The sequence below is a fragment of the Streptomyces sp. AC602_WCS936 genome (assembly GCF_019049125.1).
Classification (GTDB): Bacteria; Actinomycetota; Actinomycetes; order Streptomycetales; family Streptomycetaceae; genus Streptomyces.
This window is the reverse complement of the sequence record NZ_JAGMUF010000042.1, coordinates 1-22797: the sequence shown is the minus strand read 5'-3', so window position 1 is coordinate 22797 and position 22797 is coordinate 1. Positions and strand designations below refer to the sequence as shown.

Annotated in this window: 27 protein-coding genes; 15 read left to right on the top strand and 12 right to left on the bottom strand. The window is 71.7% G+C overall.

The genetic code is table 11. The features are described from left to right. Positions 1-10: 10 nt before the first annotated feature. From KUM03_RS16140 to KUM03_RS16130, 3 genes are all read left to right on the top strand, one after another. Positions 11-1456 carry a glycine hydroxymethyltransferase gene (locus tag KUM03_RS16140; protein WP_217249173.1) on the top strand — a complete coding sequence of 482 codons (1446 nt, stop codon included), beginning with the start codon at positions 11-13 and terminating at the stop codon, positions 1454-1456. Positions 1457-1508: 52 nt separating this feature from the next. After that, positions 1509-2522 carry a tryptophan--tRNA ligase gene (gene trpS / locus KUM03_RS16135; RefSeq protein WP_217249172.1) on the top strand — a complete coding sequence of 338 codons (1014 nt, stop codon included), beginning with the start codon at positions 1509-1511 and terminating at the stop codon, positions 2520-2522. Positions 2523-2706: 184 nt separating this feature from the next. After that, positions 2707-3285, top strand: coding sequence for a 2'-5' RNA ligase family protein (locus tag KUM03_RS16130; protein WP_217249170.1), 579 nt, complete (start codon positions 2707-2709; stop codon positions 3283-3285). 13 nt (positions 3286-3298) lie between these two features. Here the strand turns inward: KUM03_RS16130 and KUM03_RS16125 are convergent, their stop codons facing one another. Both KUM03_RS16125 and KUM03_RS16120 read right to left on the bottom strand, forming a co-directional pair. Beyond that, on the bottom strand, positions 3299-4054 hold the full coding sequence (locus KUM03_RS16125) for a decaprenylphospho-beta-D-erythro-pentofuranosid-2-ulose 2-reductase (protein ID WP_217249168.1): 756 nt from the start codon (positions 4052-4054) through the stop codon (positions 3299-3301). Positions 4055-4091: 37 nt separating this feature from the next. Beyond that, entirely contained in the window at positions 4092-5483 is a 1392-nt protein-coding gene (locus KUM03_RS16120) for an FAD-binding oxidoreductase (RefSeq protein WP_217249166.1), read from the bottom strand. A 133-nt stretch (positions 5484-5616) separates the two neighbouring features. Between KUM03_RS16120 and KUM03_RS16115 the strand changes: the two genes are divergently transcribed. The 4 genes from KUM03_RS16115 to KUM03_RS16100 are packed head-to-tail and all read left to right on the top strand — an operon-like array spanning position 5617 to position 8489. Further along, entirely contained in the window at positions 5617-6126 is a 510-nt protein-coding gene (locus tag KUM03_RS16115) for a phosphatase PAP2 family protein (RefSeq protein ID WP_217249164.1), read from the top strand. Next, on the top strand, positions 6119-7069 hold the full coding sequence (locus KUM03_RS16110; protein ID WP_217249162.1) for a decaprenyl-phosphate phosphoribosyltransferase: 951 nt from the start codon (positions 6119-6121) through the stop codon (positions 7067-7069). The genes KUM03_RS16115 and KUM03_RS16110 overlap by 8 nt, the downstream gene beginning before the upstream one ends. Next, positions 7063-7551, top strand: a complete 489-nt coding sequence (locus KUM03_RS16105) for a GtrA family protein (RefSeq protein WP_217249160.1) — start codon at positions 7063-7065, stop codon at positions 7549-7551. Before KUM03_RS16110 ends, KUM03_RS16105 begins: the two co-directional genes overlap by 7 nt. Continuing rightward, positions 7539-8489: a YihY/virulence factor BrkB family protein gene (locus tag KUM03_RS16100; RefSeq protein ID WP_217249157.1), complete on the top strand. Its 951-nt coding sequence runs from the start codon at positions 7539-7541 to the stop codon at positions 8487-8489. Before KUM03_RS16105 ends, KUM03_RS16100 begins: the two co-directional genes overlap by 13 nt. On the opposite strand, the gene KUM03_RS16095 is transcribed toward KUM03_RS16100, so the two are convergent. Next, positions 8437-9729: a D-alanyl-D-alanine carboxypeptidase family protein gene (locus KUM03_RS16095; protein WP_374225325.1), complete on the bottom strand. Its 1293-nt coding sequence runs from the start codon at positions 9727-9729 to the stop codon at positions 8437-8439. The two genes, KUM03_RS16100 and KUM03_RS16095, sit on opposite strands and share 53 nt — an antisense overlap. 91 nt (positions 9730-9820) lie before the next feature. Between KUM03_RS16095 and KUM03_RS16090 the strand changes: the two genes are divergently transcribed. Together KUM03_RS16090 and KUM03_RS16085 are read left to right on the top strand one after the other, a co-directional pair. Continuing rightward, complete coding sequence (locus KUM03_RS16090; protein ID WP_029394383.1) at positions 9821-10060, top strand: SCO4848 family membrane protein; 240 nt, start codon at positions 9821-9823, stop codon at positions 10058-10060. Between the two features lie 36 nt (positions 10061-10096). Continuing rightward, positions 10097-11446, top strand: a complete 1350-nt coding sequence (locus tag KUM03_RS16085; RefSeq protein WP_217249154.1) for a metallophosphoesterase — start codon at positions 10097-10099, stop codon at positions 11444-11446. Here the strand turns inward: KUM03_RS16085 and KUM03_RS16080 are convergent. From KUM03_RS16080 to KUM03_RS16065, 4 genes are all read right to left on the bottom strand, one after another. Further along, positions 11437-12192 carry a TetR/AcrR family transcriptional regulator gene (locus KUM03_RS16080; RefSeq protein ID WP_217249152.1) on the bottom strand — a complete coding sequence of 252 codons (756 nt, stop codon included), beginning with the start codon at positions 12190-12192 and terminating at the stop codon, positions 11437-11439. The genes KUM03_RS16085 and KUM03_RS16080 overlap by 10 nt on opposite strands. Before the next feature lie 10 nt (positions 12193-12202). Next, positions 12203-12739 (bottom strand): thiol-disulfide oxidoreductase DCC family protein, encoded by a 537-nt coding sequence (locus KUM03_RS16075; protein WP_217249150.1) that lies wholly within the window; start codon positions 12737-12739, stop codon positions 12203-12205. A gap of 4 nt (positions 12740-12743) precedes the next feature. Beyond that, a complete protein-coding gene (locus tag KUM03_RS16070) occupies positions 12744-13151 on the bottom strand; it encodes a hypothetical protein (protein WP_217249148.1) in 408 nt (135 codons plus the stop codon). Positions 13152-13245: 94 nt separating this feature from the next. Beyond that, a complete protein-coding gene (locus KUM03_RS16065; RefSeq protein ID WP_073724839.1) occupies positions 13246-13656 on the bottom strand; it encodes a VOC family protein in 411 nt (136 codons plus the stop codon). A gap of 167 nt (positions 13657-13823) precedes the next feature. On the opposite strand from KUM03_RS16065, the gene KUM03_RS16060 reads away from it, so the two are divergent. From KUM03_RS16060 to KUM03_RS16050, 3 genes are all read left to right on the top strand, one after another. Beyond that, a complete protein-coding gene (locus tag KUM03_RS16060; RefSeq protein WP_217249143.1) occupies positions 13824-14246 on the top strand; it encodes a TM2 domain-containing protein in 423 nt (140 codons plus the stop codon). Beyond that, entirely contained in the window at positions 14239-14658 is a 420-nt protein-coding gene (locus KUM03_RS16055) for a DUF2752 domain-containing protein (protein WP_217249141.1), read from the top strand. Before KUM03_RS16060 ends, KUM03_RS16055 begins: the two co-directional genes overlap by 8 nt. A gap of 239 nt (positions 14659-14897) precedes the next feature. Continuing rightward, positions 14898-15164, top strand: a complete 267-nt coding sequence (locus KUM03_RS16050) for a TM2 domain-containing protein (protein ID WP_217249138.1) — start codon at positions 14898-14900, stop codon at positions 15162-15164. An 83-nt stretch (positions 15165-15247) separates the two neighbouring features. On the opposite strand, the gene KUM03_RS16045 is transcribed toward KUM03_RS16050, so the two are convergent. From KUM03_RS16045 to KUM03_RS16025, 5 genes are all read right to left on the bottom strand, one after another. Beyond that, positions 15248-16021 carry a succinate dehydrogenase iron-sulfur subunit gene (locus KUM03_RS16045; RefSeq protein WP_217249136.1) on the bottom strand — a complete coding sequence of 258 codons (774 nt, stop codon included), beginning with the start codon at positions 16019-16021 and terminating at the stop codon, positions 15248-15250. Further along, on the bottom strand, positions 16021-17775 hold the full coding sequence (gene sdhA, locus KUM03_RS16040) for a succinate dehydrogenase flavoprotein subunit (RefSeq protein ID WP_217249135.1): 1755 nt from the start codon (positions 17773-17775) through the stop codon (positions 16021-16023). The genes KUM03_RS16045 and sdhA overlap by 1 nt, the downstream gene beginning before the upstream one ends. Positions 17776-17794: 19 nt before the next feature. After that, a complete protein-coding gene (locus KUM03_RS16035) occupies positions 17795-18283 on the bottom strand; it encodes a succinate dehydrogenase hydrophobic membrane anchor subunit (protein WP_073724829.1) in 489 nt (162 codons plus the stop codon). Positions 18284-18288: 5 nt separating this feature from the next. After that, on the bottom strand, positions 18289-18669 hold the full coding sequence (gene sdhC / locus KUM03_RS16030; RefSeq protein ID WP_217249128.1) for a succinate dehydrogenase, cytochrome b556 subunit: 381 nt from the start codon (positions 18667-18669) through the stop codon (positions 18289-18291). 182 nt (positions 18670-18851) lie between these two features. Then, positions 18852-19421 (bottom strand): 2-oxo-4-hydroxy-4-carboxy-5-ureidoimidazoline decarboxylase, encoded by a 570-nt coding sequence (locus KUM03_RS16025; RefSeq protein ID WP_374225323.1) that lies wholly within the window; start codon positions 19419-19421, stop codon positions 18852-18854. A 212-nt stretch (positions 19422-19633) separates the two neighbouring features. On the opposite strand from KUM03_RS16025, the gene KUM03_RS16020 reads away from it, so the two are divergent. From KUM03_RS16020 to KUM03_RS16010, 3 genes are all read left to right on the top strand, one after another. Next, positions 19634-21244, top strand: coding sequence for a glycoside hydrolase family 20 protein (locus KUM03_RS16020; protein ID WP_374225322.1), 1611 nt, complete (start codon positions 19634-19636; stop codon positions 21242-21244). Positions 21245-21353: 109 nt separating this feature from the next. Continuing rightward, the gene (locus KUM03_RS16015; protein WP_217249126.1) at positions 21354-21911 is read left to right on the top strand and encodes a hypothetical protein; all 558 of its coding nucleotides are present in this window, start codon (positions 21354-21356) and stop codon (positions 21909-21911) included. A gap of 87 nt (positions 21912-21998) precedes the next feature. Further along, a complete protein-coding gene (locus KUM03_RS16010) occupies positions 21999-22562 on the top strand; it encodes a hypothetical protein (protein ID WP_217249124.1) in 564 nt (187 codons plus the stop codon). Positions 22563-22797 lie beyond the last annotated feature (235 nt).

Genomic DNA, 22797 nt, shown 5'->3' with positions numbered 1-22797 from the left:
GGAGGCTCCCATGTCCGCAGATCTCACCCCCGAGTCCGTCGCCTATCGAGCCGCGCTGCAAGCGATCCGCAGCGTCGAGCCCCGCGTCGCCGACGCCATCGGCCAGGAGATCGCCGACCAGCGCGAGATGCTGAAGCTGATCGCCTCCGAGAACTACGCCTCCCCGGCGACGCTGCTGACCATGGGCAACTGGTTCAGCGACAAGTACGCCGAGGGCACCGTCGGCCGCCGCTTCTACGCCGGCTGCCGCAACGTCGACACGGTCGAGTCCCTGGCCGCCGAGCACGCCCGCGAGCTGTTCGGCGCCCGCCACGCCTACGTCCAGCCGCACTCCGGCATCGACGCCAACCTGGTCGCCTTCTGGGCCGTGCTCGCCGACCGCGTCGAGGCGCCGTTCCTCCAGAAGACCGGCGTCCGCCAGATCAACGACCTGAGCGAGGCCGACTGGGCCGAGCTGCGGCAGGCCTTCGGCAACCAGCGGATGCTCGGCATGTCCCTGGACGCGGGCGGCCACCTCACCCACGGCTTCCGCCCGAACATCTCCGGCAAGATGTTCGACCAGCGCTCCTACGGCACCGACCCCGCCACCGGCCTCATCGACTACGAGGCCCTGCGCGCCCAGGCCCGCGAGTTCAAGCCGCTGATCATCGTCGCCGGCTACTCGGCGTACCCGCGCCTGGTGAACTTCCGGATCATGCGGGAGATCGCCGACGAGGTCGGCGCGACCCTCATGGTCGATATGGCGCACTTCGCGGGTCTCGTCGCGGGCAAGGTCCTCACCGGCGACTTCGACCCGGTCCCGCACGCCCAGATCGTGACGACCACCACCCACAAGTCCCTGCGCGGCCCGCGCGGCGGCATGGTGCTGTGCGACGACTCCCTCAAGGACCAGGTCGACCGCGGCTGCCCGATGGTCCTCGGCGGCCCCCTCCCGCACGTCATGGCCGCCAAGGCCGTCGCCCTCGCCGAAGCCCGGCAGCCCGCCTTCCAGGACTACGCGCAGCGCATCGTCGACAACGCCCGCGCGCTCGCCGAGGGCCTGATGAAGCGCGGCGCCACCCTGGTCACCGGCGGCACGGACAACCACCTCAACCTGATCGACGTGGCCTCCTCCTACGGCCTCACCGGACGCCAGGCCGAGGCCGCCCTCCTCGACTCCGGCATCGTCACCAACCGCAACGCCATCCCCGCCGACCCGAACGGCGCCTGGTACACCTCCGGCATCCGCGTCGGCACCCCGGCGCTCACCACGCGCGGCCTGGGCACGGCCGAGATGGACGAGGTGGCGGGCCTGATCGACCGCGTCCTGACCGCCACGGAGCCGGGCACCACGAAGTCGGGCGCCCCGTCGAAGGCCTCCCACGTCCTCGACGCGAAGACCGCGGACGAGATCTCCCGCCGGGCGACGGACCTGGTGGCGGGCTTCCCGCTGTACCCGGAGATCGACCTCGGCTGACGGTCGCCGACCGGGGGACGAGCCGCCGGTGGAACCTGAGAGAATGACGGACATGGCGAATGACCGACCCCGCGTGCTCTCCGGTATCCAGCCCACCGCCGGCTCGTTCCACCTCGGCAACTACCTCGGCGCCGTGCGCCAGTGGGTGGCCCTCCAGGAGACCCACGACGCGTTCTACATGGTCGTCGACCTGCACGCGATCACGGTCCCGCAGGACCCGGCGGAACTGCGCTCCAACACCCGCCTGGCCGTCGCCCAGCTGCTGGCCGCCGGACTGGAGCCGGACCGCTGCACGCTCTTCGTCCAGAGCCACGTCCCCGAGCACGCGCAGCTCGCCTGGGTCATGAACTGCCTCACCGGCTTCGGCGAGGCGTCCCGCATGACCCAGTTCAAGGACAAGTCCGCCAAGCAGGGCGCCGACCGCGCCTCCGTCGGCCTGTTCACGTACCCGGTGCTCCAGGTCGCGGACATCCTGCTCTACCAGGCCAACGAGGTTCCCGTCGGCGAGGACCAGCGCCAGCACATCGAGCTGACCCGCGACCTGGCCGAGCGCTTCAACGGCCGCTTCGGCGACACCTTCACCGTCCCCTCCGCGTACATCCTCAAGGAGACGGCGAAGATCTACGACCTCCAGGACCCGACGGTCAAGATGAGCAAGTCGGCGTCCACGCCGAAGGGCCTCATCAACCTCCTGGACGAGCCCAAGGCCACCGCCAAGAAGGTCAAGAGCGCGGTCACCGACACCGACACCGTGATCCGCTTCGACCGGGAGAACAAGCCGGGCGTCAGCAACCTCCTCTCCATCTACTCGGTGCTCACCGGAGCCGACATCACCGAGCTGGAGGAGAAGTACTCGGGCAAGGGCTACGGCGCGCTCAAGACGGACGTGGCGGAGGTCATGGTCGAGTTCGTGACCCCCTTCCGGGACCGCACCCAGCAGTACCTGGACGACCCGGAGACCCTGGACGCGATCCTCGCCAAGGGCGCGGAGAAGGCCCGTGCCGTCGCCGCCGAGACCCTCTCCCGGGCGTACGACATGGTGGGCTTCCTTCCCGCCAAGCACTGAGCACGGCGCCACCCCGGTGCTGCTCACAGCACCCGCCGCCCCGCCCGTGCGCCCCGGCACGCCGCCGTAGCGCTGCACATCACTCCGGTTGCGCCTGCCCCGGGCACGGTCGTGGCCGTACAGTCGATATCCGGGTGTCCGACCCAGCGACATCACCGAGTGACACGTAACGACAGGAGACGACGTGGGGACCGTAACGATCGGCGTGTCGATCGCGGTCCCGGAGCCACACGGCAGCAAGCTCCAGCAGCTGCGCGCGGGCTTCGGCGACGCCGCCGCTCACGGCATCCCCACGCACGTCACCCTGCTGCCGCCGACCGAGGTCGACGGCGGCGCGCTGCCCGCGATCGAGGCGCACCTGGCGGAGGTGGCGGCCCGAGGGCGCCCCTTCCCGATGCGCCTGTCCGGCACCGGCACCTTCCGCCCGCTCTCGCCGGTGGTCTACGTCCAGGTGGTCGAGGGCGGCGCGGCCTGCTCCTGGCTGCAGAAGCGGGTCCGCGACGCCTCCGGCCCGGTCCCACGCGAACTGCAGTTCCCGTACCACCCGCACGTCACCGTGGCCCACGGCATCGACGAGGCGGCGATGGACCGCGCCTACGAGGAGCTGTCCGACTACGAGGCCCAGTGGCCCTGCACCGGCTTCGCGCTGTACGAGCAGGGCGCCGACGGGGTGTGGCGCAAGCTGCGGGAGTTCCCGTTCGGCAGCGCCACCGTGCCCCCGCAGGCGGACCGCGTCGAACGGGACTCCCTGCCCACCTGCTAGGGCCCGGCAGTCCCTACACCGGCAGCCGCCGGAACACCCCCCGCGGCAGGTGCCGCAGCGCCGACATCACCACGCGCAGCGCGCCCGGCACCCACACCGTCTCCGAGCGCCGTCGCAGCCCCAGCTCGATGGCCGTGGCGACCGCCTCCGGCGTCGTGGCGAGCGGCGCCTCCTCCAGACCCTCGGTCATCCGCGACCGCACGAACCCGGGGCGTACGACCATGACGTGTACGCCGGTGCCGTGCAGCGCGTCGCCGAGGCCCTGCGCGAAGGCGTCCAGGCCGGCCTTGCTGGAGCCGTAGATGAAGTTGGCGCGGCGGGCCCGCTCGCCGGCCACGGAGGAGAGCACCACCAGCGAGCCGTGGCCCTGGGCCTGGAGCGCGCGGGCGCTGATCAGGCCCGCCGAGACCGCGCCGGTGTAGTTGGTCTGCGCCACCCGCACCGCGTTCAGCGGTTCCCGCTCGTCGTGCGCCTGGTCGCCCAGGACGCCGAAGGCGAGCAGCACCATGTCGATGTCGCCCTCGGCGAAGACCTTGCCGAGCGCCGCCTCGTGGGACTCGGGGTCGAGCGCGTCGAAGGCGACGGTGCGCACGTCGGCGCCGAGGTCGCGCAGCCGCTCCGCCGACCGGTCCAGGGCGGGGGAGGGGCGGCCGGCCAGCCAGACGGTGCGGGTGCGGCGGGCGACGAGGCGGCGCGCGGTGGCGAGCGCGATCTCGGACGTACCGCCGAGGACGAGGAGGGACTGGGGGATGCCGAAGGCGTCCTTCACGGCTGCTCCAGAAGGTTGCTCAGAGGGCTCAGAGGGCTCAGAGGGCGAGGCGGCGGGCCAGGTCGGACACGAACACCCCGCGCGGGTCCAGCTCCGCGCGCAGCGCGCGGAAGTCGCCGAGACGCGGGTACATCGCGTCGAGCAGTTCGGGCCGCAGCCGGGAGTCCTTGGCGAGGTAGACGCGCCCGCCCGCCTGCGCGACCTGCTCGTCGAGGCCGTCGAGGAAGTCCCCGAGGCCCGGCAGGCCCGCCGGGACGTCCAGGGCGAGGGTCCAGCCGGGCACGGGGAAGGAGAGCCAGCCCGGGTCGGCCTCCCCGAAGCGTTTGAGGACGGCCAGGAAGGACGGGCAGCGGTGCTCGGAGATGCGCCGCACGATCCGGCGCAGGTCGTCCGCCCGGTCGTGGCCGACGACGAACTGGTACTGCACGAAGCCGCCGCGGCCGTAGACGCGGTTCCAGTGCGGGACGCCGTCCAGGGGGTGGAAGAAGGTGGAGATCCGCTGGAGCCGGCCCCGGCTGGCGCGGGGCGCCTTGCGGTACCAGACCTCGTTGAACAGGCCCACCGTCGTCCGGCTCAGCAGGCCGTCCGGGACCAGGTCGGGGGCGGCCGGGAGCCGGGAGGTGCGGAAGGCCAGCGGGTCGCGCCGCGCCCGCGAGCGCTCGGGAAGGGCGTCCAGCGGGGCGTGGTCGCCGCGGGTGAGGACCGCCCGGCCGGTCCGCGCGCCCCGCGCGAGGAGGTCGATCCAGGCGACCGAGTAGCGGTAGCGGTGGTCGGTGGCCGTGAGGCGGGCCATCAGGTCGTCGAGGTCGGTGGCGCGCTCGGTGTCGACCGACATCAGCGCCGTCTCGACCGGCTGGAGCCGCACGGTCGCGGTGAGGATCACACCGGTCAGGCCCATGCCGCCGGCGGTCGCGTCGAACAGCGGCGTGCCCCGGTCCACGGTGCGGACCCGCCCGTCGGCGGTGAGCAGCTCGAACGACAGCACGTGCCGGGAGAACGAACCCGACACGTGGTGGTTCTTGCCGTGGATGTCGGCGCCGATCGCCCCGCCGACCGTCACGTAGCGGGTGCCGGGCGTCACCGGCACGAACCAGCCGAGCGGCAGCAGCACTTCCATCAGCCGGTGCAGGGAGACGCCGGCGTCGCAGAGCACGGTGCCGCCGTCGGCGTCGATGGCGTGGACGCGGTCCAGGCCCGTCATGTCGAGCACCGCGCCGCCCGCGTTCTGCGCCGCGTCCCCGTACGCCCGCCCCAGACCCCGCGCGATGCCGCCGCGCGCCCCGCACTCCCGGACGGCGTCGGCGGCCTCCTGGTAGGTGCGGGGGCGGATCAGCCGGGCGGTGGTGGGCGCGGTGCGGCCCCAGCCGGTGACGGGACCCCACGTCGTACCGGGGTCTCCTTCGGCGGCGGGAACGGTGTCGGCGGACATGCCGGCGACCGTATCGCCCATATACAGGCGGTTGGTCCAGGAACATCCGTCCCGTCCCCGAAACGGGTGATTAATGGTATGTCGCTCCATCATGCCGGACTTCCGTGCCGCAGGGCGTGAACAGTGAGTCCACATGGACGACCTCGACGACATGGACCACCGGATCGTGACGGCGCTCAGAGCCTGCGGCACGGACCCGCGCGTGGCCGGTGCCGCGCGTGCCCTGTCCTGGGCCGGGGAGCACGGAGCGCTGTGGCTCGCGGCGGGCCTCGCCTCAGCCGCCGTGGACGGCCCGCGACGCCGGGCCTGGCTGCGCGGCACCGCCCTCACCGCGGGCGCGCACGTCGTCAGCATGGGCGTGAAGCGGATCGTGCGCCGTCCGCGCCCCGCGCACGTCGTGCCCCTGGTGCGCACCGCCGGCCGGCACTCCTTCCCCAGCTCCCACGCCACCTCGGCCGCCGCGGCCGCCGTCGCCTTCGGCGCGCTCGGCGTGCACGCGGTCTGGCCGCTCGCCGCCGCGGTGTGCGCCTCCCGGCTGGTCGTCGGCGTCCACTACCCCTCGGACGTCGCCGCGGGCGCGGCCCTGGGCGCGCTCACGGCCCGGCTCGGCGCCGACTGGATGCGCGGAGGCCCCCGTGACTGACACGGCCGTCCTTCGGCAACGCGCACCGGAGCAGCGGCCCGACTCCGCGCCGCCCCGCCGCAAGGGGGTCCTCGCCGGTCTGCTGAGGACCGCCCGCCCCCGCCAGTGGGTCAAGAACGTCCTGGTCGTCGCCGCCCCGGCCGCCGCCGGCGAACTGTTCGCCCCGAACGTCCTGAGCCGGCTCGCCCTGGTCTTCGTCCTGTTCACCGCCTGCGCCGCCGCCGTCTACCTCGTCAACGACGCCCGCGACGCCGAGGCCGACCGCGCCCACCCGGTCAAGCGCCACCGCCCCGTGGCCGCCGGGCAGGTCCCGGTGCCCGTCGCGTACGCCGTCGGGGGAGCCCTGGGCGTCCTCGCGCCCCTCGCCGCCGCCCGGCTGTGCCCGCCCGCCGTCGCCGCCCTGCTGACCGCCTACCTGGCCATGCAACTGGCGTACTGCATCAGCCTCAAGCACGTCCTGGTCGTCGACCTCGCCGTCGTCACCACCGGTTTCCTGATGCGGGCGATGATCGGCGGACTCGCGCTCGGCATCCCGCTGTCGCGCTGGTTCCTCATCACGACCGGTTTCGGCGCGCTGTTCATGGTCTCCGCCAAGCGCTACTCGGAGGCCGTCCAGATGGCCGGGAAGGCGGGCGCCACGCGCGCCCTGCTCACCGAGTACACCACCGGCTACCTCCGCTTCGTCTGGCAGCTCGCGGCCGGTGTCGCCGTCCTCGGCTACTGCCTGTGGGCCATGGAGGAGGGCGGCGTCCCGCACACCAGCGTGCTGCCCTGGCGCCAGCTGTCCATGGTCGCCTTCATCCTCGCCGTCCTGCGCTACGCCGTCTTCGCCGACCGCGGCACCGCGGGCGAACCCGAGGACGTCGTCCTGCGCGACCGGGCGCTCGCGCTGATCGGCGTGGTGTGGGTGGCGATGTACGCCCTGGCGGTGGCCAATTGGTAGACGGCCCCGCCAAGGGAGCCCGGCGGCGCGAACTGACCGGCTTCGCCGCCGCCGGCCTCCTCGCCTACGCCGTCGACCTCGCCCTCTTCACGCTCCTGCGCGGCCCGGCGGGCCTCGACCCGCTCACCGCCAAGACCCTCTCCTTCGTCGCCGGCTGCTCCGTCGCCTACGCGGGCAACGCGCTGGGCACCTACCGCCACACCCGCCCCCGGGGCCTGCGCCCGTACGCCGTCTTCTTCGCGGTGAACGCCGCCGGAGCCGCCGTACAGCTGCTGTGCCTGGTCGTCAGCCACTACGGCCTCGGCCTCACCTCGCAGCGCGCCGACACGGTCTCCGGCGCCGGAATCGGCATGGTCCTGGCCACCATCCTGCGTTTCTGGGGCACAAGAACACTGGTCTTCCGCACCGGGGCAGGAACCGGTGACACGACGGGATCATGGACCGGGACGAGCGGGGGCAGGGTCGGATCATGGACTGGCTGAAGAAGCTCCCCGTGGTGGGGCCGTGGCTGGCACGGCTGATGACCACGCACGCGTGGCGCTCCTACGAACGACTCGACCGGGTGAAGTGGACGCGGCTGGCCGCCGCCATGACCTTCACCAGCTTCCTCGCGCTCTTCCCGCTGCTCAGCCTGGCCGCCGCCGTCGCCGCCGCCACCCTCAGCAAGGATCAGCAGGGCCGGCTCCAGGACAAGATCGCCGAGCAGATCCCCGGCATCTCCGACCAGCTGAACATCCAGGGCCTGATCGACAACGCCGGCACCGTCGGCCTGATCTCCGGCGCCCTGCTGCTCTTCACCGGCATCGGCTGGGTCGACGCCACCCGGGGCTGTCTGCGCGCCGTCTGGGAACTGCCGGACGAGGAGGAGAACCCCGTCCTGCACCGGGCCAAGGACGCCGGCGTCCTCGTCGGTCTCGGCGGCGCCCTCCTGGTCACCGTCGCCATCTCCACCATCGCCTCGGCGCTGGTCGGCTGGATCGTCCGCCAGCTGGGCCTGGACGGCGGCTTCGGCAGCGTGCTGCTCTACGTCGCCGCGTTCGCCGTCGCCGTACTCGCCGACTTCCTCCTGCTGCTGTACGTCCTGACCCTGCTCCCCGGCGTACAGCCCGCGCGCCGCCGGCTGGTGGTGGCCGCGCTGATCGGCGCGATCGGCTTCGAGCTGCTGAAGCTGCTGCTGAGCGGCTACATGCAGGGCGTCGCCGCCAAGAGCATGTACGGCGCCTTCGGCGTCCCCGTCGCCCTGCTGCTGTGGATCAACTTCACCTCGAAGCTGGTGCTGTTCTGCGCCGCCTGGACGGCGACGGGCAGCAAGGAGCAGGAACTCGGGGACCAGGAGGGTGCGGACCAGGAGAGCGGCGAGCGGGGCGTCAGGGGCGCGTCCGGCGACGGACCAGGTCCGGCAGCGGCCACCGCCGGTTGATCAGCCACGCCCCGCCCGCGAGCAGCACCAGCACCCCGGCGGTGATGCCGGCCGCGACGCCGACGCCGCTGGAACCCTCCCCGGCCGGGGCTCCGGCCACCGGCTGCGTGCCCGCCGCGCCCTTCCCGGTGCCCCCGGCCTGCCCGGAGGACGACGCGTCCGGCCGGGGGCTCGCCTGCGCGGCGCTCTTCGGCGGGACCAGCTCACCCACCGGCTTCACCTTGCCGACCGCCTTGAATCCCCAGTCGAAGAGGCAGGCGGTCTCCTTGTAGACCTCGTTGTGCTCGTCCTTCTCCGGGTTCATCACGGTGACGAGCAGCACCTTGCCGCCCTGCTCGGCGACGCCCGTGAAGGTGTAGCCGGCGTTGGTGGTGTAGCCGTTCTTCACGCCCGCGATGCCCGGGTAGACCTCCACGTCGGAGTCGCCGGCCAGCAGGCGGTTGGTGTTCTGGATCTCGAAGGACTCGCGGGACGTCTTGCCCTTCTTGTCCTTCTTCGTCTCGCCGGGGAACTTCGAGCGGACCGTCGAGGCGTACTCGCGGAAGTCCTTCTTCTGCAGCCCGGAGCGGGCGATGAGCGTCAGGTCGTACGCGGAGGAGACCTGGCCCGGCGCGTCGTAGCCGTCCGGGGTGACCACGGTCGTGTCGAGAGCCTGGAGCTCCTCGGCGTGCTCGTTCATCTCCTCGACGGTCTTCTTCACGCCGCCGTTCATCGCGGACAGCACGTGCACGGCGTCGTTGCCGGAGCGCAGGAAGACCCCGAGCCACAGGTCGTGGACGGTGTAGGTCTCGTCCTCCTTTATGCCGACCATGCTGGAGCCCGCCCCGATGCCCGCCAGGTCGGAGGGGGCGACCTTGTGCTTGGTGGTCTTCGGCCACTTCGGCAGCAGCGTGTCGGCGAAGAGCATCTTCAGCGTGCTCGCCGGGGCCAGCCGCCAGTGCGCGTTGTGCGCGGCGAGCACGTCGCCGGACTCGGCGTCGGCCACGATCCACGAGCGGGCGGTGAGGTCCTTCGGCAGCACGGGCGCCCCGCCCGCCAGGTCGACCTGCGTCCCGGGCTTCCCGAGCCGCGCGCCGCCCACGGTCGACATCGACGCGGGCGGGGTGGCCGTCGGGCTCGTCGACGGGCTCGCCGAGGGACTGGGCGCGGCGAGCGCGGCGGGGGAGAGGAGACCGAGCGCGGTCAGGGCGGCGGCGGTGACCGTCAGGGCGCGCCTGGCGGTCTTCGTGGGTGCGGGCACGAGCGAGAACGTACCTCCCGGGGGCGACGCCTTCCCACCCCGCTCCCCACCCCGCGCACGGTTCCGGACACGCGGCGGCGATACTGAAGGCATGAAGCTCAGCCGCCCCGTCTCCTGGTTCCTGCTCGCTTTCGGGGTGTGGAGCTGGATCATCTGGATCACTTTCGTCAAAAATCTGATCAAGGACAGCAGTGGGCTCGCGTTCGAGGACGGCGACCCGACGGCGTACTTCTGGGTGCACCTGCTGCTCGCGGTCGTCTCCTTCGTATTGGGGACGGTCGTGGGGGTCATCGGGTTGCGCGGGGTGCGCGCACTGCGCCGAACGTCATAGGCGTCGCGGACGCCGCAACTGAGGGGAATCGACGGCATGGTGGTCGTCTTCGCGCTCGTCGCGCTGGCCGTGGTGGGCGTCATCGCGACGGCCAACTGGTACGTGTGGCGGCGCCTGTTCCGCGACACGACCCGCGGTCCCGGTCCCGTGCGCCGCATCGGCGCGGCGGTGGTCGCCGGGGGCTGGGTGCTGGCGGTCGGCGCGCTGGTCGCCGAGCGCGCGGGCGCCCCCTTCTGGCTCCAGCGCGTCCTGGCCTGGCCGGGCTTCCTGTGGCTGGCCCTGTCGATCTACCTGCTGCTCGCCGTGCTGGCGGGCGAAATCGTACGGCCGCTGCTGCGGCGGTTCCTGGAGCGCCGGGCGTCCGGGCGGCGGCGGGCTGAGCCGGAGCCGGAGCCCCGCAAGTCCCCGGCCCCGGCCCCGGACACCAACCGCATACCGGCCGGGACCGCCCCGCCCAAGACCACCGAGGCCCCGGACACCGACACCGGCACCCCTGGCGCCCCGGACGCGGATGCCGGCACCGGCGCACTGTGCACCCCGCCCGAGAGCCCCCTCGCGCTCCCCTCCCGCCGCCTCTTCGTCTCCCGCGTCGTCGCGGGTGCCGCCGCCGCGGCGGCCGTCGGGACGGTCGGCTACGGCACGTACGGCGTGCTGAACGGCCCGAGCGTGAAGCGGGTCACCGTGCCGCTGGCCAAGCTTCCGCGCGCGGCGCACGGTTTCCGCATCGCCGTGGTCAGCGACATCCACCTCGGCCCGGTGCTCGGCCGGGGCTTCGCGCAGAAGGTCGTCGACACCATCAACTCCACGCAGCCCGACCTGATCGCCGTCGTCGGTGACCTGGTCGACGGCAGCGTGACGGACCTCGGTCCGGCGGCGGCCCCGCTGGCCCAGCTGAAGGCGCGGCACGGCGCGTACTTCGTCACCGGCAACCACGAGTACTTCTCCGGCGCCGAACAGTGGGTCGCCGAAGTGCGCCGCCTCGGCCTGATCCCGCTGGAGAACGCCCGCACCGAGCTGCCCCACTTCGACCTGGCCGGGGTCAACGACGTGGCCGGCGAGGACGAGGGGCAGGGCCCCGACTACGCCAAGGCCCTCGGCGACCGGGACCGCGCCCGCGCCTGCGTGCTCCTCGCCCACCAGCCGGTGATGATCCACGACGCCGTCGACCACGGCGTCGACCTCCAGCTCTCCGGCCACACCCACGGCGGCCAGCTGTGGCCCGGCAACCTCATCGCGGGCGCCGCCAACCCGACCCTGGCGGGCCTGGAAAGCTACGGCGACACCCAGCTGTACGTCAGCCGGGGAGCGGGTGCCTGGGGACCGCCCACGCGGGTGGGGGCCGAGTCGGACATCACGGTGATCGAGCTGGCGTCCCGTCAGGCCTGAGGGCCGGAATCCCGCGCAGGCTTCTTCGCGGGGTCCGGCAGCGCCTTCGTCATCCCCGGCAGGAAGTCCGTGAACAGCTCGTGCACCTCGCGCACCAGCGGGCGCAGCACCCGGAAACGGGCCAGCACGACGCCCCGCGCGGTGAGCCGGGCGCCGCGCTCGGCGAGCCGGTAGCTGCGCTCGCGCCCCTCCGTGCGGTCGAAGATCCAGTACAGGACCAGGCCCATCTGCGAGAGCCACATCAGCTCGGGCAGGATGTCCCGCAGGTCCTCGGGCACCTTGGTCTTCGCCCCGGCGAGCACCGCGCGGTGGATGCTGATGGCCTCCGCCCGGGCGTGCTCCGACTCCGGGGAGAAGGGGCTGAGCGGGCTGTCCGGGTCGGCGGCGTTCTTGAAGAACTGCACCGCGAACTCGTGGTACGGCGTGGCGATGTCCAGCCAGACCTTCAGCACGCCCGCCAGCCGCGCCTCCAGATCGCTCTCGCGGGCCAGCACCTCCCGGACCGCCGCCTGGTGCTCGGCGGCGATCCGGTCGTAGAAGCCCTGGATCAGGTGCTCCTTGCCGGCGAAGTAGTAGTACGCGTTGCCGACGGAGACCCCGGCCTCCTGGGCGATGGCCCGCATCGTCGTCCGGTCGTAGCCGCGTTCCTGGAACAGCCGCATGGCCGTCTCCAGGATCAGCGCGCGGGTCTGCTCGGACTTGCTGAGGTGGGCGCCGTCGTCGGGGCCGTCGTTCTTCGCGGGCACGGCACCGAGCCTAACGAGTCGCGCAGGAGCCGTCGTCACAGCCGGGTCCGGTGTAGACCCACCCGAGCCGCGGCTCGTACGCCCACCCGTCACCCGACCACCGCCCCTCACCGAGGCGCTGCGCGCCGCCCCCGTCGATGTCGGCCCGGCGGTACCCGGTCCCTCCCCACCGCTGCTGCCCGCCCCGCCACTTCGCGGCGGCGAGCACGGCTCCCCGGGCCAGTACCGCCCCGGTGGGTGTGCTGAGCCGGTGGGCGAGCCTGCGGTACCTGCGCAGCGCCCACAGGACGACGACCCAGGCGGCGGCGCCCCGGTAGATCTGGCCGGCGTCGCCGACGGCGGTGACCTCGTCGAAGGTGGCCGCGTGGTCGAGGCCGGGGAAGCGCCGTCGCGCCTCGTCCGACCCGGCCGGGACCAGGTCCAGCGGCACCAGCCGCGGCTGCCGCAGCAGCCAGTCCCGTACGTGGACGCACAGCGAGCACTCGGCGTCGTAGAGGACGGTGAGCCGGCGCACGGGGGCGCCGGCCGTCCCGGGAGCGTGGGCCATCGGCTCAGGCCCCGGCCGTCGGAGCGGCCCAGCCCTGCGGCGGGACCGGCGGCACCTGCTCGCGCTCCATCATCCCGCGCCGCCGGATCTTGTTGAGCACGTAGACGTTGCCCAGGTGCATCACGCCGAGCACCAGCAGCACCACGCCCAGCTTGGTCGACAGGGCCTCGAAGATGCCGCGGGTGTCGGCGATGGTTTCGTCGTCGCTCAGGTAGAGGGCGACGAAGCCGAGGTTCACCAGGTAGAAGCCGACCACCAGGAGGTGGTTGACGGCGTCGGCGAGCTTCTCGTTGCCGTGCAGCACGTCGGCGAGGAAGATCCGGCCGTTGCGGCTGAGCGTGCGGGCCACCCAGACGGTCAGACCGATGCTGACGACCAGGTAGATGACGTAGGCGATGACGGTGCGGTCCATGCCCCACCCCTCCTTGAACGCGTTCAAAACGCTGACAGGAGTGACTGTAGACCTCCTTTTGAACGCGTTCAACTTGGTGTGGGAGTGGCCCGCGTCACGGCCGCCGGCCCAGCTCCGGCCGCTTGCTGTAGTCGGTGAGGCCGATGACGTTCCCCCACGGGTCGGCGAACTCGACGGTCCAGCCGGTGGCGACGGGGAACGGCTCGTCGAGCGGCGGCACCCCGGCGTCGCGCAGTTCGCGGGCCGCCCTGCGGGCGTCCGTCACCTCCAGCCACACCCGCGCCGAGGGCCACATCGGCGGCTGGCGCCCGAACTCCTCCTCGTGGCGCAGCAGGAGGCCCGGCGTCTCGACCCCCACCTTCAGCAGGGCGATCCCGGCCTCGTCGAGCCGGTAGGCGACCGGGAAGCCGGCCCGCTCGTAGAAGTCGACGGCCACGCCGAGGTCCCCGACGGGCAGCAGCACGTTGTCGAACCCGAGCAGTTCGTACGACTCATGATCTGACATGACGTCACATTAGGTGTACGCGGAGTGAAGAGGGCGCAACCGGCGACGCGGCGGCGCCTGGGTCACTCGTCGGGCGGACCGCTACTCCCGGGCTCCGACTTCTCTTTGTTCGTACAGTCCTGCAATATGACCGGCAGTTTTCCGCAACGTCCAGGAGTGACACCACTGTGAGCGAGCAGCCGCAGCAGCCGAACCAGCCGCCCGGTTACGGCTATCCGAACCAGGCCTCCGGCCCGACCGGCCAGGCCGGTCCCTACGGCTACCCGCAGGGTGGCCCTCAGCAGCCCCCGGGCGGCTACCAGACCCCCTACCAGCAGGCGCCCGGCTACTACGCCGCGGACCCCAACGCGCCCTACGGCTACGACCCCTACGGGCGCCCGCTCTCCGACAAGTCCAAGATCGTCGCCGGCGTGCTCCAGCTCTTCCTCGGCAGCTTCGGCATCGGCCGGTTCTACGTCGGCAACGTCGGCATGGGCATAGCCCAGCTCCTCACCTGTGGCGGGCTCGGCTTCTGGGCGCTGATCGACGGCATCATGTACCTGGTCAGCAACGACCGTACGGACGCCCAGGGGCGGGTCCTGCGTGGCTGACGCGGCCCGCACGGCACCGTCTGCGAGGCGGCGCCCGTCGTGGCATCCCGCGGCGGCGCCCCTCGCGGTGCTCGTCGCGGGTGCCGCGGGGGCCGGGTACCTGTGGTTCACCGACCCGCACGAGTCCGGCCACCTCCTGCCCCAGTGCCCGTTCCGGTACGTCACCGGGCTGCTGTGCCCGGCCTGCGGCGGCACCCGCATGACGTACGACCTGATGCACGGTCACTTCGCGGCGGCCTGGCTGGACAACCGGGCCCTGCTGCTCGCCGCGCCGTTCGCGCTGGCTCTGTGGGGCCGCTGGACGGTGGAGGGCCTGCGCGGGCGCTTCTACCGGCCCCGGGTCGCCCCGTGGGGCCAGGCGCTGATCCTGCTGACGGCGGTGGCGTGGACGGTGGCGCGCAACCTCGTCTGAGACGCCGGGAGCACGGCGCGGGTTGACGATCGCATGATCACAGAATGGGAACGTTCGCTCGAATCCACTCCCGCCGGCCCCACCAGTCTCTTTAAGCTCTCCTCGCACAGGGGGGACGTCCACGGCGCTACGTGGACCGCCGTGCAATTCCGTGCGCGATCAGCGGTGTTCCTTCCTGGGCCCCCGGGCGGCCGTTCCGTCCCGGCCCGTTCTCACCTCTCCCCAGGAGCACCACCACCATGACCGTCCCCCCGAACCCCGCCGCGCCGTACGGCTACGACCCGCAGGGCCGCCAGTACTCCGACAAGTCGAAGATCGTCGCCGGCCTCCTCCAGATCTTCCTGGGCACCCTGGGCATCGGCCGCTTCTACGTCGGTTCCGTCGGCGTCGGTGTCGCCCAGCTCCTCACCTGCGGCGGCCTGGGCTTCTGGGCCCTGATCGACGGCGTCATGTTCCTGGTCAGCAACGACCGCACGGACAAGCAGGGCCGCGTGCTGCGCGGCTGACGCCGCCTCACCGCCCCGTAGTACGGCCGAGGGCCCCGATCGAGACGATCGGGGCCCTCGGCCGTGTGCTCGGCGCGTGCGGGTCAGAAGCGGCGCGTGATCAGCGCCCGCTTCACCTCCGCGATCGCCTTGGTGACCTCGATGCCGCGCGGGCAGGCGTCCGTGCAGTTGAAGGTCGTGCGGCAGCGCCAGACGCCGTCGCGGTCGTTGAGGATCTCCAGCCGCTGCTCGCCGGCCTCGTCACGCGAGTCGAAGATGAAGCGGTGCGCGTTGACGATGGCCGCCGGGCCGAAGTACTGCCCGTCGTTCCAGAACACCGGGCACGAGGACGTGCAGGCGGCGCACAGGATGCACTTGGTCGTGTCGTCGAAGCGCTCGCGGTCCTCGGCGGTCTGGAGGCGCTCACGCGTCGGCTCGTTGGTGTCCTTCGTGATCAGGAAGGGCATCACGTCCCGGTACGCCTGGAAGAACGGCTCCATGTCGACGACCAGGTCCTTGAGGACCGTCAGGCCCTTGATGGCCTCGACCGTGATCGGCTTCTCGGGGCTGACGTCCTTGATCAGCGTCTTGCAGGCAAGGCGGTTCTTGCCGTTGATCCGCATGGCGTCGGAACCGCAGATGCCGTGCGCGCAGGAACGGCGGAAGGTGAGGCTTCCGTCGAGGTCCCACTTGATCTTGTGCAGCGCGTCGAGGACACGCTCCTTCGGGTCGATCTCCAGCTGGAAGTCTTCCCAGGTCGCCTCCGCCGAGACCTCCGGGTTGAACCGGCGGACGCGGAAGGTGACCGTGATGTACGGGGAGTCGGCGAACCCGGGCTCGGGGGCCGAGTCGTTCTTCTCCATGACAGGGGTAGCCATCAGTACTTACGCTCCATCGGCTGGTAGCGGGTCTGGACGACCGGCTTGTAGTCGAGCCGGATGGACTCGGCGCCGTCGTCGCCCACCTCGCGGTACGCCATGGTGTGGCGCATGAAGTTGACGTCGTCGCGGTTGGGGAAGTCCTCGCGGTAGTGGCCGCCGCGCGACTCCTTGCGGGCGAGCGCGGACACCGCCATGACCTCGGCCAGGTCGAGCAGGTTGCCCAGCTCGACGGCCTCCAGCAGGTCGGTGTTGAAGCGCCGGCCCTTGTCCTGGATCGCCACGTTCTTGTAGCGGGCGCGCAGCTCGCCGATCTTCTCGACCGCCGTCTTGATCGTCTGCTCGGTGCGGAACACCATGACGTTGGCGTCCATGGTCTCCTGCAGCTCGCGGCGGAGCGTCGCCACCCGCTCGGTGCCGGTGGAGGAGCGCAGCCGCTCGATCTGCTCGACGACCAGGGACTCCGGGTCCTCGGGCAGCTCGACGAAGTCCGCCTTCTGCGCGTACTCCGCGGCCGCGATGCCGGCCCGCTTGCCGAAGACGTTGATGTCCAGCAGCGAGTTGGTGCCCAGGCGGTTGGCGCCGTGCACCGACACGCAGGCGACCTCGCCGGCCGCGTACAGGCCCGGGACGACGGTGGTGTTGTCGCTGAGGACCTCACCCTCGACGTTGGTCGGGATGCCGCCCATGGCGTAGTGCGCGGTCGGCTGGATCGGGATCGGGTCCGTGTAGGGCTCGATGCCGAGGTAGGTCCGCGCGAATTCCGTGATGTCGGGCAGCTTGGCGTCCAGCTGCTCCGGCGGGAGGTGGGTGAGGTCCAGGTAGACGTGGTCGCCCTCGGGACCGCAGCCGCGGCCCTCGCGGATCTCCGTGTAGATGGAGCGGGAGACGACGTCGCGGGAGGCGAGGTCCTTCATGACCGGCGCGTACTTCTCCATGAAGCGCTCGCCGTCCTTGTTGCGGAGGATGCCGCCCTCACCGCGGGCGCCCTCCGTCAGCAGGATGCCCATGCGCCAGATGCCGGTCGGGTGGAACTGGAAGAACTCCATGTCCTCCAGCGGCAGCCCGCGCCGGTACACGGCCGCCTGGCCGTCACCGGTCAGCGTGTGCGCGTTGGAGGTCACCTTGAAGAACTTGCCGGTGCCGCCGGAGGCGTAGATCACGGACTTCGCCTGGAAGACGTGGATCTCGCCGGTCGCCAGCTCGTAGGCCACCACGCCGGCCGACTTCTTGACGCCGTCGACCTCGGTGATCAGCTGGTCCAGGACGTAGAACTCGTTGAAGAACTCCACGCCCTCCTTGACGCAGTTCTGGTACAGCGTCTGGAGGATCATGTGACCGGTGCGGTCGGCCGCGTAGCAGGACCGGCGGACCGGCGCCTCGCCGTGGTTGCGGCTGTGGCCGCCGAAGCGGCGCTGGTCGATCGTGCCGTTCGGCGTCCGGTTGAACGGCAGGCCCATCTTCTCCAGGTCGAGGACCGAGTCGATGGCCTCCTTCGCCAGGATCTCGGCGGCGTCCTGGTCGACCAGGTAGTCACCGCCCTTGACCGTGTCGAAGGTGTGCCACTCCCAGTTGTCCTCCTCCACGTTGGCCAGCGCGGCGGCCATGCCGCCCTGCGCGGCGCCCGTGTGGGAGCGGGTGGGGTAGAGCTTCGTCAGGACGGCGGTGCGGCTGCGCTTCGTCGACTCGATGGCCGCGCGCATGCCGGCGCCACCGGCGCCGACGATGACGGTGTCGTACTTGTGTACCTTCATGATTTTCGCAGCCCCGTGCCTAGCGGATGTTCGGGTCGAAGGTGAAGATCACCAGCGTGCCCAGCAGGATGGTGAACACCGTGGCGGTGTAGAGCAGGCCCTTGAGCCACAGGCGGGTGTTCGGGCGCTCCGCGTAGTCGTTGATGACCGTGCGCAGGCCGTTCGCGCCGTGCAGCATCGCCAGCCACAGCATCAGCAGGTCCCAGACCTGCCAGAACGGCGAGGCCCAGCGGCCGGCCACGAAGGCGAAGCCGATCTTGGAGACGCCGCCGTCCAGCACCAGCTGGATGAGCAGGTGGCCGATGACCAGGACGACCAGCACGACGCCGGACAGGCGCATGAAGAGCCAGGCGGCCATCTCGAAGTTGCCGCGCGTGGACTTCGGGGACTTCTTGGTCCGCTTGCGGGGCGGCTCGATCAGCGGCGCGGGATTGTCCACGTCGTAGACGGAGGCGCCGGCGCCCTCGACGGGGCCGATGCCGGAGGCGGTGGTTTCAGTGGTCGACATGCGCGTCAGCTCCCGAACAGTTCACGAGCGGCGTGGCCGAGGACGGGGTAGATCGCCCCGACCATCAGCACGACCCACAGACCGACGACGGTCCAGAGCATCTGCTTCTGGTAGCGGGCGCCCTTGACCCAGAAGTCGACGGCGATGACACGCAGGCCGTTCAGCGCGTGGAACAGGATGGCGGCGACGAGGCCGTATTCCAGAAGCGCGACGATCGGCGTCTTGTACGTGGCCACGACGGTGTCGTAGGCCTCGGGGGACACACGGACGAGAGCGGTGTCCAGCACGTGGACGAACAGGAAGAAGAAAATGAGGACGCCGGTGACTCGGTGAGCCACCCAGGACCACATTCCTTCCCGGCCGCGGTACAGCGTTCCAGCCGGCACGGAAGTTTCCTCCGGGAGCGGGGATTGGGGCCGCGCCGGCTTTCCTTGTCGGTCGGGCCCGGCCGGGTACGGTCCACCGGCCCCCAGCATCGTAGCGACGGTTGCCTGCGGCGCTTACGGGGGGCCTGCTTGTGTGATCAAAGTTGCACTCAAAGGAGCAGTGGGGTGGGCTGCGGGGCGGCTCAGGGGGTGGGGCTTTGGGTGGTTTGCCGGGTGCGGGGCGTGGGTGGCTGGTCGCGCAGTTCCCCGCGCCCCTGAAGGACGTCGGTCAGTCTGCTTCTCGCGAGGCGCCGGAGTTCGTCTGCCGCTACCTGGCGTTCCTCGTCGGGATCGTTTGCCAATCGTGACCGGATGCCTGCGAGGGCGTGGTCCAGGGCCTCGTTCGCGGGCATGCCGTCCAGGCAGATGACGAACGCGTGTCCGAAACGGCTCTCGTAGGCCGCGGTCGCCGCGTTCAGGGCCGTGTGGGCCGCCGCGTAGGTGTCCTGCGGGAGGGGCGGGAGGGTTTCCGCGGCCAGGGCCTCCGTCAGGTCGTCCGGGGAGAGGTCGTACGCCGCCTCGTCCGCGGCCGCCAGGAGGGACGGGAGGTCGGGGTAGGGGCGGTGGGAGGTGAGGCGGTGGGCCCAGTGGTGGCTGTTCAGGCAGGTCAGGAGGGTGTGGGCGGCCTCGTCGGAGGGCGCTGTGTTGAAGCGCTCCAGCGAAGAGGGCGTTACCGGTGTGGCGCGGGTTTGCGCTTGTACCGGTATGGCCACTCGGCCGGGGAAGTCTGGGAGACGGTGCGCAGGCAGCGTGGGTCCTCGTGGGCGTCACGTGTGTGTCGGCAGGGGATTGTGCGAAGGAAGTGGCGTCACGTTATCGAGTGACGGCATGGCGTGTCCGACCGATGCCCGAATTTCACCTGAACGGGAGAGTTTCAGAACATGTGGTGGACGCATGGTGGAGCTCGCGGCCCTAGGTTGGCGCTGTGAGCCAGCACGGACGCCGGATACCGGCGCACAAGGTGAGACAGCGGGCCGTGATCGCCGGCACGGTGGTCGCCGCCCTCGGCGTGGGAGTCGGCCTGTGGGCCACCGACGGGGACGGCGGGCCGGGAGCGCCGGCCGCCCGCACCTCCGAGGAGGCCGCGGCCCCCAGCCCCAGCCGCTCGTACCCGCTCTCCCAGGAGCCGCGCACGATACCGGCGGTGCGTGAGCACACCCCGGCCCGCGGCCCCGGCTGGCAGCCGGAGAAGGACCACCGCGTGGTCGTCGCCGACGCCTCCCTCGCCGACGAGGGGCGGCTGATCGCGGACGAGCTGGGCATGTCGTACGCGGGGGAGAAGGACGACGAGCGCGCCGGGGACCTGCTGCTGGACGTCAAGCAGGACAAGGGCGCCGACCCGGAGTCGTACACCATGACCGTGCGTGACGGCCGGGTCACCGTCACCGGGCCGGCCGAGGCGGGCGTCTACTACGGCACCCGGACCCTGAAACAGGCCGTGGACGGCGGCGGCACCGCGCCGGAGGGCGAGGTGAAGGACGAGCCGGCCAAGGAGCGGCGCGGGTTCATGCTCGACATCGCCCGCAAGCACTACGACGCCGACTGGATCAAGGACCGGATACGCGAGCTCGGCGACCTGAAGTTCAACGAGCTGGGCCTGCACTTCTCCGACGACCAGGCCTTCCGCATCGAGTCCGACTCGCACCCCGAGATCGTCTCCGACGACCACCTGACCAAGGCCGAGGTCAAGGAGATCATCGACCTCGCGGCCTCCCGGCACATCACCGTCGTCCCCGAGATCGACTCGCCCGGACACCTCGGCGCCGTGATCGCCGCCCACCCCGACCTCCAGCTGCGCAACGCGCAGGGCACGCCCACGCGCGGCGCGATCGACATCTCCAAGCCGGAGGCCGCCGAGATCGTCGACGACCTGCTGAACGAGTACGCCGACCTCTTCCCCGGCTCGCAGTGGCACCTGGGCGCCGACGAGTACCAGGCGCTCGTCGTGCCCGACCCCGAGGCGTCCTACCCGGACCTGGCCGCCGCCGCCCGCGAGGCGTACGGCCCCGGCGGCACCGTCGCCGACCTCACCACCGGCTGGCTCAACGCCCGCGCCAAGACGGTCATGGCCCACGACCGCACCCCGCGCGCCTGGAACGACGGCTTCTTCAAGGACACGTCCGTCGAGCCGCTGAAGGAGATCCAGGTCGCCTACTGGACCGGCAAGGAGATCGGCGCCCGGCAGCCGACCGAGTACCTGAGCGCGGGCCGCGAGGTCATCAACTACAACGACGAGTTCCTCTACTACGTCCTCGGCGAGCCGCTGACCTTCGTCTACCCGACCGGCGAGCGCATCTACGAGCAGTGGACCCCGCGTGTGATCCGGGGGACGAAGGCGGTCGACGCCAAGTACGACGACCAGATACTCGGCGGCAGCTTCGCGGTCTGGGGAGACATTCCGAACGCGCAGACGCAGGCGCAGGTCGCCGAGGGCATCCGGCTGCCGCTGGCGGCGACGGTCCAGAAGCTGTGGGACCCGGAGAAGCCGGAGCTGTCCTGGGCCGACTTCAAGGCGCTGGCGAACCGGCTCGACTGACCGGCTCGACCGACCGCCCGGCACGAGATTGTCCGATACGGCTGCGAACTTCCGTACGGCTGTGGTGGTCTTTTGACGAGCCGAACGGACACGCGGGGGGAGCCGGGACATGGGCTACTGGGGCTATTTCGTCGTGGGCCGGGCCGAGCGGCCGCTCACGGAGCTGGACGCGCTGTCGGGCGCCGCGGACATGACGCTGCGCCGGTCCGCGCCGGACGGCTGGCAGGTGTGGGAGTTCCCGGGCGGCGACGGCGACGTCGGGAACATGAACGACCTGGCCGGGCAGACCGGCGCGCCCGCGCTGTTCGGGTACGTCATGGACAGCGACTGCGTGGTCGTGGAGGCGGCGGCGCCCGAGAGCGGGGCGTGGACGACCTGCCTGGCGCGGTCCGCGATGGCCGGGTACCTCGGCGCGGAGAAGGAGGGGCTCACCCTGGAGGACTACTTCCTCGAGCCCCGCGACGCCGCCGGGCGTGCCGTCGCCTGGGCGGCCGAGGCCGGGCGCACCGCGAGCGCCGGGGAGCTGACGGAGGTGCTGGCGGCCGACCCGGGCGCCGGTTCCGAGGCCGCTCCCGAGGGCGGAGCCGCTGGTGGTGCCGCCGGTGACCCGGTGGCCGAAAACCTCTTCTTCCGGTTCCTCGACCGGTTGGGCGTGGTGCCGCTGTGACACTCCCGGGCCGTCGCACGCAGTAAGGGGAAGTGCGGGCTCCGTGGTCGTGAGCGGGGCGGAACGGCAGAAACAGGGAGGCACCGGATGAGCCTGGTGGAACTGATCGCGCGGGCCGACGCACGCGGACTCGCCGGGAGTGGACTGGCTTGTTTGGATCGCTGCCTGCCTCTGCTGGACGGCGGTGACGAGGTACTGCGGCCCCTGTGGGGCACCCTCGCCGACGACGCGCGTACCGGGGCCGACTGGGCACGGGAACTGGAGCGGGTGCGCGACGCGCTCGCCGGGCCCGGCGCGAGCGGCGAGGACGAGTCCGTACTGCTGGCCCGCCGGATGCTGGCCGCGGCGCCGGCCGAGTGCTCGGGGGCCGCACTGCGGACGTGGGCCGACGCCTGTTCCGTCGCCTCGCTCCGCATCCACCGGCTCCTCGACCCCGCGACGGACGCCGCCCTCGGGGACGACGTCCGCCGTGCGGGCGGCGCGGAGTCGCAGTCCCCGCTCGTCGCCGCCGAACTGCGCCGCCAGCTCACCGTCCTGGACGCGCTCACCGGCCACGGCCCGGCCGGGCTGCGCCGTGCCCTGGAGATCTCCACGGAGGGCCGCCGGGTACTGCGGGCGGTGGTCTCCCGCCGGGCCCGCGGCCGGACCTGACGCCGGCCGGCCCGCTGTGACCGCCGTGCGGGGGACGCGCGACGGTGGTGCGGTGGTCGTGGGGGAGGTGGGGTGGTCCTGCGCCGGTTGCGGGGCGGGCGGCGTATTCGTGTGACGAAACACCGGCCGGCGGCGCTCTAGCTGTGCTGTCCCGGGACGTTGGTGACACGCGTGCTGGGTGCTTGAACAGGTGAGGGCCTTCTGGGTTCGGTGTGGATTGCGACATCTACGCCCG

What these genes read in the sequence shown, in the direction of transcription:
- KUM03_RS16140 (WP_217249173.1), top strand. Translation starts at nt 11, where the DNA reads ATGTCCGCAGATCTCACCCCCGAGTCCGTCGCCTATCGAGCCGCGCTG.
- trpS (WP_217249172.1), top strand. Translation starts at nt 1,509, where the DNA reads ATGGCGAATGACCGACCCCGCGTGCTCTCCGGTATCCAGCCCACCGCC.
- KUM03_RS16120 (WP_217249166.1), bottom strand. Translation starts at nt 5,483, where the DNA reads ATGTCCGCCGACACCGTTCCCGCCGCCGAAGGAGACCCCGGTACGACG.
- KUM03_RS16115 (WP_217249164.1), top strand. Translation starts at nt 5,617, where the DNA reads ATGGACGACCTCGACGACATGGACCACCGGATCGTGACGGCGCTCAGA.
- KUM03_RS16100 (WP_217249157.1), top strand. Translation starts at nt 7,539, where the DNA reads ATGGACTGGCTGAAGAAGCTCCCCGTGGTGGGGCCGTGGCTGGCACGG.
- KUM03_RS16090 (WP_029394383.1), top strand. Translation starts at nt 9,821, where the DNA reads ATGAAGCTCAGCCGCCCCGTCTCCTGGTTCCTGCTCGCTTTCGGGGTG.
- KUM03_RS16085 (WP_217249154.1), top strand. Translation starts at nt 10,097, where the DNA reads ATGGTGGTCGTCTTCGCGCTCGTCGCGCTGGCCGTGGTGGGCGTCATC.
- KUM03_RS16075 (WP_217249150.1), bottom strand. Translation starts at nt 12,739, where the DNA reads ATGGCCCACGCTCCCGGGACGGCCGGCGCCCCCGTGCGCCGGCTCACC.
- KUM03_RS16070 (WP_217249148.1), bottom strand. Translation starts at nt 13,151, where the DNA reads ATGGACCGCACCGTCATCGCCTACGTCATCTACCTGGTCGTCAGCATC.
- KUM03_RS16065 (WP_073724839.1), bottom strand. Translation starts at nt 13,656, where the DNA reads ATGTCAGATCATGAGTCGTACGAACTGCTCGGGTTCGACAACGTGCTG.
- KUM03_RS16050 (WP_217249138.1), top strand. Translation starts at nt 14,898, where the DNA reads ATGACCGTCCCCCCGAACCCCGCCGCGCCGTACGGCTACGACCCGCAG.
- KUM03_RS16045 (WP_217249136.1), bottom strand. Translation starts at nt 16,021, where the DNA reads ATGGCTACCCCTGTCATGGAGAAGAACGACTCGGCCCCCGAGCCCGGG.
- sdhA (WP_217249135.1), bottom strand. Translation starts at nt 17,775, where the DNA reads ATGAAGGTACACAAGTACGACACCGTCATCGTCGGCGCCGGTGGCGCC.
- KUM03_RS16035 (WP_073724829.1), bottom strand. Translation starts at nt 18,283, where the DNA reads ATGTCGACCACTGAAACCACCGCCTCCGGCATCGGCCCCGTCGAGGGC.
- KUM03_RS16015 (WP_217249126.1), top strand. Translation starts at nt 21,354, where the DNA reads ATGGGCTACTGGGGCTATTTCGTCGTGGGCCGGGCCGAGCGGCCGCTC.
- KUM03_RS16010 (WP_217249124.1), top strand. Translation starts at nt 21,999, where the DNA reads ATGAGCCTGGTGGAACTGATCGCGCGGGCCGACGCACGCGGACTCGCC.